At 73.1% G+C, this 11,607-nt stretch carries 7 protein-coding genes; 6 read left to right on the plus strand and 1 reads right to left on the minus strand.

The genetic code is table 11. The features are described 5' to 3' along the window. Positions 1-35 precede the first annotated feature (35 nt). Entirely contained in the window at positions 36-1,307 is a 1,272-nt protein-coding gene (locus RT054_RS11260) for a hypothetical protein (protein ID WP_312720831.1), read from the plus strand. Between the two features lie 161 nt (positions 1,308-1,468). Here the strand turns inward: RT054_RS11260 and RT054_RS11265 are convergent, their stop codons facing one another. Further along, positions 1,469-2,947: a YihY/virulence factor BrkB family protein gene (locus RT054_RS11265; protein WP_313023647.1), complete on the minus strand. Its 1,479-nt coding sequence runs from the start codon at positions 2,945-2,947 to the stop codon at positions 1,469-1,471. A gap of 246 nt (positions 2,948-3,193) precedes the next feature. Here RT054_RS11265 and RT054_RS11270 point away from each other — a divergent pair, with 246 nt between their 5' ends. The 5 genes from RT054_RS11270 to RT054_RS11290 all read left to right on the plus strand — a co-directional run bounded on the left by RT054_RS11270 (position 3,194) and on the right by RT054_RS11290 (position 11,544). Further along, positions 3,194-4,264, plus strand: coding sequence for a phosphatase domain-containing protein (locus RT054_RS11270; protein ID WP_313023648.1), 1,071 nt, complete (start codon positions 3,194-3,196; stop codon positions 4,262-4,264). A 3-nt stretch (positions 4,265-4,267) separates the two neighbouring features. Next, positions 4,268-5,137 carry a DNA-formamidopyrimidine glycosylase family protein gene (locus RT054_RS11275; protein ID WP_313023649.1) on the plus strand — a complete coding sequence of 290 codons (870 nt, stop codon included), beginning with the start codon at positions 4,268-4,270 and terminating at the stop codon, positions 5,135-5,137. Then, positions 5,134-6,258, plus strand: a complete 1,125-nt coding sequence (locus RT054_RS11280) for a hypothetical protein (protein ID WP_313023650.1) — start codon at positions 5,134-5,136, stop codon at positions 6,256-6,258. Before RT054_RS11275 ends, RT054_RS11280 begins: the two co-directional genes overlap by 4 nt. Next, entirely contained in the window at positions 6,255-10,271 is a 4,017-nt protein-coding gene (locus RT054_RS11285; protein WP_313023652.1) for an FtsK/SpoIIIE domain-containing protein, read from the plus strand. Before RT054_RS11280 ends, RT054_RS11285 begins: the two co-directional genes overlap by 4 nt. A 61-nt stretch (positions 10,272-10,332) precedes the next feature. After that, positions 10,333-11,544 carry an ATP-binding protein gene (locus RT054_RS11290; RefSeq protein ID WP_312720823.1) on the plus strand — a complete coding sequence of 404 codons (1,212 nt, stop codon included), beginning with the start codon at positions 10,333-10,335 and terminating at the stop codon, positions 11,542-11,544. The last annotated feature ends 63 nt before the right edge of the window (positions 11,545-11,607 follow it).

Here is an 11,607-nt window from a genome sequence, read left to right on the forward strand (position 1 = left end):
GGTTCCGTCCCCGACCGACGAATGGAATGCCTGCCGTGAGCGTGCGCCGACGCGACCTCCTGCCGGGTCTCGCCCTCTTCACCGGGACCGTGCTCGGTGCCCTCCTCGGGTACGCGTTCTTCGCGGTGTTGGGGCGGTCGCTCCCCAAGGGCGACCTCGGCGCGGTCGGGGCCCTGGTCAACCTCGCGACGATCCTCACCGTGCCGGGGATCGGTCTCCAGCTCGTCACCGCGCGGAGGGTGGCGGCGGGGCGCACCGGGGGTGTCGGGGTGCCGGACGTCGTCGCGGCGGTCGTCGTCGGGGGGATTCCGGCGGTCCTGCTCGCCGTGTTCTCACCGCTGGTGGTGCAGTTGTTGCATCTGTCGGGCCCGGGGCCGGTGCTCGTCATCGCCGCCTCGGCGGTGCCGATGACCCTCGTGTTCACGGGCATGGGCGCGGTGCAGGGGTCGGAGCGGTTCGCGCTCCTCTCGCTCGTGCAGTTCGGCACGGGCGCAGTGAAGTTCGCGGCAGCTCTCGTCTCGGCCTTCCTGGGTCTGGGGGTGCTCGGAGTCGTCTCGTGGTGGGCCGTGGGGTGGGTCGTGCTCACCGTCGCCGTGCTGTGGCCGGCGATGGGCCGCCGCTCCACCACCCGTGCCTCCGGGGCGCCCCGGGCGGACCACCAGGGTGCGCCCGCCGCCTCCGGAGGCACGCTCCTCGCGACCCGCAGCGAGGTACGACGCGACAGCTGGACCATCGCCCGTGCCGGGGTGGTGGGCAGCGTGCCGATGGCGGGGCTGTTCGTGCTGTCGGGGCTCGATCTGCTCCTCGCCCGCCACTACCTGCCCGGTGACCCCTCGGGGGTCTACACCGTGGGGTCGCTCTTCGCCAAGGTCGCCTTCTGGGGGCCGCAGTTCCTCGCGACGTTCTTCTACCCGCGGATGGCGCGGCCCGATCAGCGCCGGTCGGCGGTGGTCGCCGCGCTGGGGTCGACGGCGCTCGTGGGGGCGGTCGGCATCGGCCTCGCGGCGGTCGCGGGCGGGCCGCTGGTGCGCCTCGTCGGTGGTCCCGCCTTCGTCGAGCCGCTCGGATCCCTGGCCTGGGTGTTCACGGCCCTCGGGGTGGGCCTCGCGCTGGTCCAGGTGTGCGTCTATGCCGACCTGGCCCGGTCCGGGCGTGCCGTCGGCGCGGCGGTGTGGGTCGCGGTGCTCGCGGTCGTCGTTGTCGTCGCCCTCGCGCACGCGACCCCGGCGGCCATCGTCGCGGGGGTCGCCTCCTGCGTCGGGGGCCTCGTCGTCGTCGCCGTGGCGATCGTCAGGGCGACGACCTGAGGGTTGCGACCCGGAGGCGGTCGGGCGCACCGGTTCGGCTCGCCGCCGTCGTTCCGGCTCCGGGACGTCGACCCGTTCGATGCCTGGCGCGTCAGCTCGCGGCGGCAGGCGCGTCAGCTCGTCGCCGTCAGCGCGTCAGGCCGTGCGACGGCGTGGTCTTCTCAGCTCAGCGCCGCCGTCGAGCCGCCGGTCGACCCGTCACAACGACCGCGACCGGTCTCGGGGTCGTCGGACCGCTGCTCACGATCCTCGGCGGCCTGGGACTGCAGCCGGATGGCGCGGCCGTTGGCGATGACCTTCTCGCGCCTGGCGGCGTTCTTCTCGCTGACCGTCGTGTCGCGGGGCGGAAGTTGGAGGGTCTCCTCGGCCTCGATGCCCGCCTGGAGCTGGCGCGCGCGTTCGAGCTCCGCGTCGATCTCGGCGCCGAAGAGCAGGGCCATGTTCGTGATCCACAGCCACAGCAGGAACACGATGACGCCACCGAGGGAGCCGTACGTCTTGTTGTAGTTGCCGAAGTTGCCGACGTAGAAGCCGAACCCGACGGAGACGAGGATCCACAGGAGGATGGCGACGGTCGCGCCCACGCTCATCCACCGGAACTTCGGTTGCTGCACGTTGGGGGTGACGTAGTAGAGCAGGGCGACGATGAGGATGACGATCGCGACGATGATCGGCCACCGGACGACGTTCCACACCATGACCGCGGTGTCGCCGAGGCCGACGGCGTCGCCGACCGCGCGCGCGACCGGGCCGCTCAGGGTGAGGCCGAGGCCGATGAGGGCGATGAGCACGAGGACCACGAGGGTGAGCACGAGGAAGACGGGGCGTGCCTTCCAGATCGGTCGGCCCTCGTCGACCTCGTAGACGCGGTTCATCGCGCGGGAGAAGGCGTTGACGTAGTTCGACGCCGACCACAGCGCGACGACGAGACCGGTGGCGAGCGCGAATCCGGCGGCCTGCGTCTTCACCATCGAGTCGATGACCGGCTGGACCACCGAGAGGATGTCGGCGGGCATCACGCGTCCGGCCAGCTCCATGAGCGAGTCGACGGTGCGCTGACCCTGCCCGAACACGCCGAGGAGCGAGACCATCGCGAGCAGCGCGGGGAAGATCGAGAGCACCGAGAAGAACGTGAGGGCCGCGGCCGCGTCGGGGCATCCGTCGCGGAGGAACTCCATGAAGGACTTGCGTGCGGTGAGACGCCACGACGGCTTGCGGATCTCGGTGATGTTCGAGGGCTTGCCCGGGTCCTCGGGATCGGGCGCCGTCTGGGCCTTGGCGGCACTGGTGCCCTCGGGTTCGTTCATGGTCACGGTCCTCGGGAGGGGGTGGACGTCTTCGACCTCGCCGAGGCTACCCGCGTGCCGGGCCGACCACACGTCCTCGAGACCGTGGGTGTGGCGGCACCCGACACGTCCGCGCAGCGGCGCGGCGTGGTCGCGGGACAGTCCCGTGCGTCGGGGCCTGTCACCTCGGGGTCGACGGTCGTCGTGAGCGCCCACCGTGGCGGCGAGCGGGGTGAGGCCGCACCGGTAGGTGCGCTTGGGCGGGAGTTGCCGGCGGAGGGCGAGGCCCCGCCGCGCTCCCGGCGCGTGCGTCTGGCCGTCGTGTCCGTTCCAGTCGTCCATCTCGTCGTTCACAGCTCGCCCTCCATGGCGTCGTGGACACCGGAGGGTCGCGGCCCCCGGACCGCGATCCCGTGCGGTAGATCCCCCATCGGCGGGACCGCCGCCGTGCTGAGCGTTTCCAGGACGCCGGTCGAACGTCCGACCAGTACCCCCGTCCCGGAACACCTGCCGGCGGTCCACGGTGCCTGGTCCCGGGTCGGAGCCGGTGGGGCTCCTCGCGAGGGCCGTGTGACCCCGCACATCCACTACCGTCGAGACATGTCACGACCGCACGCCGCGTCGATCGTCGAGGACGCGTGGAACTCCCGGATGAACTCCGTGCTCGCCTCGCGGGGTTGGACCCCTCGGGCGGTGGGACACACCGGGTACGGCTCGACCGACTTCGTCCGGGTGTTGGGTCGCGTGCTGCTGTCCCGTCACCCGGAGGAGGTGACGATCGACGCCAAGCGCCTCCCCGACAGCGGCGAGGACGTCGGGCAGGAGCTCGGTCCGGAGCCCAGGGTGCGCGGCTGGCGCGCGTTCCTCACCGCGCAACTCATGAACGCCGAGGTCGACGTCCGGATCGGTGACGTGGTCCATCGCACGAGCAGCGACCGCAGCGGGTACATCGACCTCACGGTCACCGGGCACGACCTCACACCCGGCTGGCACGAGGTGACGATCACGCCCGTCGGCGGCATCTCGGCGCAGGCGCCGGTGCAGATCGTCGGGCCGTCCGTGCGGTTCGGGCTCGTGAGCGACATCGACGACACGATCATCACGACCGCGCTGCCGCGTCCCCTCATCGCCGCCTACAACACGTTCGTCCTCACCGAGCAGGCCCGCAACATCGTCCCCGGCATGGCGCCGATGTACCGGGAGCTGCTCGGTGACCACCCGGGCGCACCGATCTTCTACCTCTCCACCGGGGCGTGGAACACCGAGGACACCCTCAACCGGTTCATCCACCGGCACGGGTACCCGGCGGGAGCGCTGCTCATGACCGACTGGGGCCCGACGAACACCGGCTGGTTCCGCTCCGGTCAGCAGCACAAACGCGTCACGCTGCATCGGCTGGCCAAGGAGTTCCCGCAGATCCAGTGGGTGCTCGTCGGCGACGACGGCCAGCACGACCCCAAGATCTACGGCGACTTCGCCCGGGACAGGCCCGACGTCGTCCGGGCGATCGGCATCCGGGAGCTCACGACGACCGAGCAGGTGCTGAGCCACGGTCTGCCGGTGTCGAACGAGGGGTTCGCGCCGCGGGTGCGACGTCCGGTGCCGGTGGTCCGGGCCCCCGACGGCTACGGCCTCCTGCGTCAGCTGCGGGCCGTACTCGCGCAGGGATGAGTCGTGCCCGAGCTGCCCGAGGTCCAGGCCCTCGTCGACTTCCTCTCCTCCCGTCTGCTCGGTGAGGAACCGCGCGTCGTCACCGGCGTCGAGCTCGCCTCGATCGCCGTGCTCAAGACGTACGCGCCGCCGCCGGACGCGCTCGTGGGGCTGCCCGTGACCTCCGTGTCGCGGCACGGCAAGTTCCTCGACCTCGAGTGCGAGGGCGTCCACCTCGTCTTCCACCTCGCGCGGGCGGGGTGGTTGCGGTGGTCGGAGGCATTGCCGGAGAAGCCGATCCGCCCGGGCCGCTCGCCGATCGCCCTGCGGGTGCGTTTCGACGACTCCTCCGGGTTCGACCTCACCGAGGCGGGCACGAAGAAGTCGCTGGCGGTCTACGTCGTCGAGGATCCCCAGGCGGTGCCGCGCGTGGCCTCCCTCGGCCCCGACCCGCTCGCCGACGAGTTCACCCTCGAGGTGTTCACCGCCCTCCTGCGACGCAAGCGGGCCCAGATCAAGGGCGTGCTGCGCGACCAGGGCGTCATCGCCGGCATCGGCAACGCCTACTCCGACGAGATCCTCCACGTCGCGAGGCTCTCCCCGTTCGCGCTCACGACGTCCCTCGACGACGCGACGATCGCCCGCCTCTACGACGCGATGCGCGAGACGCTGTCCGGCGCCGTCGCGGCGGCGAGCGGTAGACCGGCCGCCGAACTCAAGGACGCCAAACGGGCCGGGATGCGCGTTCACGGCCGTACCGGAGAGAGCTGCCCGGTGTGCGGTGACGTCGTGCGGGAGGTCTCGTTCGCCGACTCCTCGTTGCAGTACTGCGCCACCTGCCAGACCGGTGGCCACCCCCTCGCCGACCGACGGATGTCACGCCTGCTCAAGTGACCCCGCGCCGCTCGCGCGCCGGTGGCGGAGTCCTCGGGGCGTGCCCGGGGGATGTCCCCGCCCTGCCGTTCTCGGTGTGGGCATCGACATCGTCGCAGGTCATCGACACACTGCGGGGGTGCCTCGGCACGGGGACGAGCATCGGGGGTCGGCAGATGGTGGCGCAGTGGGTGCGGGCGGAGGCGCCGTGCCCGACCCCGCTCGCCGTCGGCCTCGACGCCGCCCTCCGCCACCTCGTGCACGCCTGTCGCGCCGGGCGCCGGCCGCTGCCCGGGTTGCCCGTCGCCGTCGTGCGGGAGGACCTCGGTGAGAGCGGGACGCGGGGCCTGCGTGCTGCGGGGCGAGTGCCGTTCGCCGGTGTGGGGCGAGTGCCGTCCGCCGGTGTGGAGCGATCCGCCCGCCTGGTGCCGCCCGCAGACGCCTCGTTCGCAGACGTCTCGCTCGCAGACGTTTCCCTCGCAGATGTCTCGTCCGAGGGCACCTCGGCCGCGCGTGCCTCGGCCGCGGGTGGACTGGCTGCGTCCGGCGATGTCGTCGTCGAACTCACGCTCTCCGCGCCGGCGGGAGAACCGCCGCCGCCGTGGGAGGCCTGCGGAGGGCGGTGGCGGTGCCGCGTCGAGGCCCTCGGCGACGTGCCCGCGGCGCCCCCGGCCTATCCGGCGCTCGTACCGGTCGGACGGTCCCTTCACGACGCCGGGGTCGTGTGGGTCGATCTCGGGTCCGCGCCCGGTCTCGTGACGATCGAGGGCGCGCCGGACGAGATCCGGGCCGTGCTCGTCGACATCCGCGAGTCGCTCGGTCGGATGCCCTGGTCACGGCAGGTGCGCGTGTGGGAGATCGACGATCTCGCAGACGTGCGTCGGCGCGACGACCGGCTCGCGGAGGCGTTCACCCCGCTGCCGGTCCTCGGTGGGGTGGACGGGCGATGGGGGCCGCCACCGCGGGGAAGCCACGACGTCGTCCTCCTCTCGAGCCCGGCGACGCCGAGCCTCCGGGCGACCGTGCGCGCGACGTCGCGGCGTCGGAACGCCCCGACGGTCCTCGCGCCCGTGCGCCCGGGTGAGGCGGCCGCGCGTGGGGTGTGGAACTGGCGTCTCGAGGGCGGGAGGGTGACGTGGTGAGCGACGGCGTGCGCGGTCTCGTCACGGGTCCGGACGGTGAGGATCTGCTGGTGAGGGCCTCCGTGTGGGATCTGCCCGTGGGGCCCGGCGGGGTGCTCGTGGCGGGGTCTGACCTCACCGCCCCGCCGTTCGGGGTGGTCGAGCTCGTCGTCGAGCGTGGGCTCGGCGCGGGGTCGGTCCACCGGCTCGACGTCGGCACGTATCGCTGCGGCCCCGATCCCCTCGACGACGTGCCCCTGCCGAGTCGGGAGTCGTGGCTCCTCGACGTGGGCGGCGGCGGCGTGGTCGATCTCGAGGTCGCCGGGCGGCGCCTGCCCTGGCCGCTGGACGAGGCCCGCCACGTCGCTGGCCTGGACCTGCGGGTGCGGTGGTGCCGGGGTCCGGAGGCGTCGCAGGCCCCGAGGGGCCCGGCGCGGATCCGCTCGCTCGCGGACCTCCTGCTCGATCGTGTGGGGGGCCTCGACGACCCCGATCACCACGACGTCTGCGACCCCGCCGGCGACCCCGACGCCACGGGTGAGGAGCCGACGTGGGCACTCGGGCGTCCCGCGTCCGACCCCGGGGGATGGGTGGCCGTGCCGGTCGCCGATGAGCCCGTCCTCGTCGTCGGTGGATCGTTCGCCCGCGCCTACGCCCGCGGTGTGCTCGCTCGGCTTCTCGCGGACGACCCCCGGCTGCGACTCACGCTGCTCGCCCCGGGCCTCGACCCCGAGTTGCGCGAGGGGTGGGCCTGGCTGCGCTGGCTGCCACAGGCGCGGGCGTGCGACCACGCCTTCGTGCGGGTCGGGTTCGACGACGAGTCGTGCGCGCGGTGGAGCGAGCAGCTCTCGCGGGGAGCTGGGTCGCCGACGGTCGAGGTTCCGGCGGGGGTGCCGTCGGCCGATGCGACGTCGGCCGGCGGCGCACCGACCCGGGCCGAGGCGCCCCTGCTCGACGTGGTCGTCGTGGACGGCCGGGTCGGTGATCTCGCGGCGCTCGCACGGCCAGGTGTCGCCGCGATCGTCGTCGACGACGTCGCGGCCCGCGCCGCGTTCTCCGACCCCGCCCGCACCGACGCCCTCGTGCTCGACGTCCCGGGCCCGCGTGCGCAGCTCCTCGGACTGGGTGGAGCCCGGTTCGACCTCGAGGTCGACCTGCCCGAGCGCCGTTGGGCCGACCGATTGGCGCGCACGTTCGCCCGCACCGACGCCCCCTCACCCGCGCCGGGGCGGCTCCTCGACCTCCTCGGCGTCGACCCGGCGGACGAGGAGGACGTCGCGGCGTGGTGGCAGGCCCCACCGACGACCTGTGTCGTCGTCGGCTCCGGGGACGACGGGGAGCTCGTCACCGTCGACCTCGCCGCGGACGGGCCGCACGCCCTCGTCGGCGGCACGACGGGCGCAGGCAAGTCCGAGCTCCTTCAGACGCTCGTCGCGAGCCTCGCGCTCGCGAACCCGCCCGAGGCGATGTCCTTCCTGCTCGTCGACTACAAGGGCGGCGCGGCGTTCGCGGGGTGCGCCGGGCTGCCGCACACGGTCGGCGTGGTCACCGACCTCGACGCCGGGCTCACCCGCCGGGCGCTCGCGAGCCTCGCCGCGGAGGTGCGCCGACGCGAACTCTTGCTCGCCGACGCAGGCGTCGCCGACCTCACGGCCTATCTCGGCGGGGGTCACGGTCCGCTCGCCCGCCTCGTCATTGTGGTCGATGAATTCGCCACACTGGCAACGGAACTGCCCGACTTCGTCGACGGACTGGTCGACATCGCCCGCCGAGGTCGGTCCCTGGGATTGCACCTCGTCCTCGCGACCCAGCGACCCGCCGGGGCGGTGAGCGCCGACATCCGGGCGAACACGACCCTGCGCATCGCGCTGCGTGTCGCCGAGGCGGCGGATTCCGTCGACGTCATCGGCGTCCCGGACGCCGTGGAACTGCCCGAGGACCGGCCCGGTCACGCGCTCGTCCGGGTCGGTCGGCACCGTCCCGTGCCCGTGCAGGCGGCGAGGGTCACGACGCTCGGGCCGTCGAGCGAGGTCATGCTCACCCCGTACGCCTTCGGACGTCCCCTCCCCGTTCCCGTCACCGAGGATGGGCGGCCCGCCTCCGATCTCACGATCCTCGCCGCGACGATGACCGCGCTCGTCGCCCGCACCGGGCGCCCGCTCCCGACGCGGCCGTGGCTGCCGCCGCTGCCGACCTCGGTCGATCTGGCGGCGTGCGAGGTGCAGGCGGCGGCCGACGGCGCCGTCGGCAGGCGACTGCTGCCGTACGGGCTCGAAGACCACCCCGACCGGCAACGACGGGCGGCGGCGGTGCTCGACCTCGACGCCGGGGTCTCCCTCGCCGTCGTCGGCGGGACGCGGTCGGGGCGCAGCGGGGTGCTCGCGACCCTCGCCGTGTCGGTCGCGGCGACGTCCGACCCCGCCGACGTCCACGTGTACGGGATCGACGCGGGCGCGCACGGGCTCGCCGGACTCGAGGGGTTGCCCCATGTGGGCGTCGTCGTCGGCCGAGGCGATCCGGGGCGGATCGAGCGGCTCCTCGCCCGGCTCGTCGACGAACTCGACCGGCGGTCACTGCGCCGCGTGGCGCCGCGCCCGGGTGCGCCTCTGACCCTCGACGCCACGGCGGACGACGGGGAGTCATGGCCGAGCGTGCTGCTGCTCGTCGACCGGTGGGACCTGCTCACCGAGGCCGGCGAGGCCGCGGACGACCGCGCGCTCATCGCCTCGATGGAGCGTCTCGCCACCGAGGGCGGGCGGGTCGGGATCAGCGTCGTCGCGAGCGGTGATCGCGCGATGCTCACCGGGCGTCTCACCTCCGTGTTCGGCGACCGGCTCGTGCTGCGCCTCGGTGACGCCCACGACTACCTCGCCGCCGGTCTGCCCGGACCTGCCGGGCACGGTGAGCCGGGTCGTGGGTGGCGGTGTCCGGAGGCCGTCGAGACCCAGGTCGCCGACACGACCGAGCTGCGGCGACTCCTCGGGGCACTGCCCGCCGGGCTTGGGGAGGCCGTGACCGGTGGGCCGTTCCGGATCGAGCCGCTGCCGACGTTCGTCACGCGCGACGAGGTCGTCCTTGGCGTCGAGCCTCCGGGCGCGAGCCGTGACGACGGGGTCCATCGCTCGGAGACCGGCGAGGACTCGGGCGATCGCGATCGCCGTGGGGTCGCGGGGGACGGCACCTCCCGCCCCCTGCGTCTCGTTCCGACACCGGAGGCCGAGAGGAGGCACGGTCCTCGACCCGGGGTCGGTGCGTATGGGGAGGCGGCCGATCGGCGCGTCGTGCCCCTGCGTCGTCCCACCGAGGGTTCGGACGCGCAGGTGGGGGCCACGTCCTCGCGCGAGGCATGGTCGGTGGCTGACGGGGCGACCCCGTCGCCGCGCTCGGGGGCGTTGCTCGTCGCCGTCGGTGGTGATGACGCCGGGCCGGTCTATCTCGATGCGGACGAGTACGGTCCGTGTGCCCTCGTGACGGGGCGCCGGCGGTCGGGGCGTTCCGGGGTGCTTCTCACGCTCGTGGAGTCGGCGCTCGCCGAGGACTGGAAGGTCGTCGTCGTCACCGGGCGGCGGTCCCCGCTCGTCGACGTCGCCGCCCGCAGCGGAGGCCGGGTGCACGGGCCGGTGCGTCGGGACGAGGACGCCGAGCCGATGCTCGCCGCCGTCCACGAGGGGCTGGCGGCGGGACGTCGGGTGCTCGTCGTCGCCGACGACGTGGACCTCGTGCCCGACGGTGAGCTCCTCGATGCGCTCGCGGAACTGCCTGCGCTGCTGCGGGATACGGGATCGTGGTTCGTCGGGTCGGGGGAGGCGGAGGAGATTCTCGGGGCCTACCGGGGGCCCGCGCCGATGCTGCGGCGGTCGAGGTGTGGGGTGATGCTCGCGCCGCAGGGTGCGGAGGACGGTGAGGCGTTCGGCGTCCGTCTGCGGCGGTCGCAGTACGGGCGCCCCCTCGCCGTCGGGGCCGGGTATCTCGTCCTCGACGGGTTGATCGAGCGGGTGCAGGTGATCCGGTCGTCGTTGTTCCCGGGGGCCTGAGGATCTCGGCTCTTCTGCGTGTCTCTCGCGCCCGCGCTAGAGAGTCGAATAGCGTCCTCGCGTGGACCCGATCATCAACCCGTACGCGCCCGGTGCCGGGCAGCGCCCGCCGGAGCTCGCCGGACGCGACGAGCAGTTGCGCACGTTCGACGTCGTGCTCGAACGGATCGCGCGTGGGCGCCCCGAGCGGTCGATCGTCCTCACCGGTCTGCGTGGTGTCGGAAAGACGGTGTTGCTCAACGCCCTTCGCAGTTCGGCGGTACGGGCTGGGTGGGGCAGCGGCAAGTTCGAGGCGCGTCCGGACCAGGGGGTGCGGCGGCCGATCAGTGCGGCGTTGCACGTCGCCGTCCGGGAGCTCGGGCATCCGCAGCAGGACGACGTCGATCAGGTGCTCGGCGTCATCAAGGCGTTCGCGCTGCGCGACGCTCCGGCGAACGCGAAGTTGCGGGACAAGTGGCAGCCGGGCATCGACGCCCCCGCGCGCAGCGGGCGGGCCGACTCCGGCGACATCGAGATCGACCTCGTCGAACTCCTCACCGACGTCGGTGGTCTCGCGGCGGACGTCGGCAAGGGCGTGGCGATCTTCATCGACGAGATGCAGGACCTCGGCCCCGACGACGTGTCGGCGTTGTGCGCGGCGTGCCACGAGATCAGCCAGAACGGGCTGCCGGTCATCGTCGTCGGTGCGGGGCTGCCGCACCTGCCGGCGGTGTTGTCGGCGTCGAAGAGCTACAGCGAGAGGCTGTTCCGCTACAACCGCATCGACCGCCTCGACCGTAGCGCGGCCGAACACGCCCTCCAGGCCCCGGCGCAGGACGAGGGGGCCGAGTGGTCTCCCGAGGCACTCGAGGTGATGTATGCGGCGACGGGCGGCTACCCGTACTTCATCCAGGCGTACGGCAAGGTGACGTGGGACGCCGCCCCGGCCTCCCCGATCACGGCGCACGACGTCGAGGTCGCCGGGCCGGAGGCCGAAGAGGAACTCGGGGTCGGCTTCTTCGGCTCCCGCTTCGAACGCGCCACCCCCGGCGAACGCGAATACCTCCGCGCCATGGCCGACGTCGCCGCCGAGATGCAGGAATCGGGGCAAGAGCTCGACGAGAGCGAATCCGTCCCCACCGCCGACGTCGCGAAGTACCTGGGCCGCAAACCGCAGTCGCTCTCTCCCGCTCGCGATGGGCTTCTCAAGAAGGGCCTCATCTACTCCGGCGAACGCGGCCGCATCGCCTTCACCGTCCCCCACTTCGGCCGGTATCTGCGGGGTATTGCGTGAGTATTGCGTGAGCCCTGATCCACCGTCCTGATTCTGTGGCGTTGTGGCGGTGAATTCTGTTGA

Origin of the sequence: Mobilicoccus sp. (genome assembly GCF_032060985.1) — a bacterium.
In the GTDB taxonomy this organism is placed as follows: Bacteria; Actinomycetota; Actinomycetes; order Actinomycetales; family Dermatophilaceae; genus Mobilicoccus.

Bases quoted from the DNA above. Each gene is read 5' to 3' on its own strand.
- RT054_RS11270 (WP_313023648.1), top strand. From the start codon at position 3,194: ATGTCACGACCGCACGCCGCGTCGATCGTCGAGGACGCGTGGAACTCC.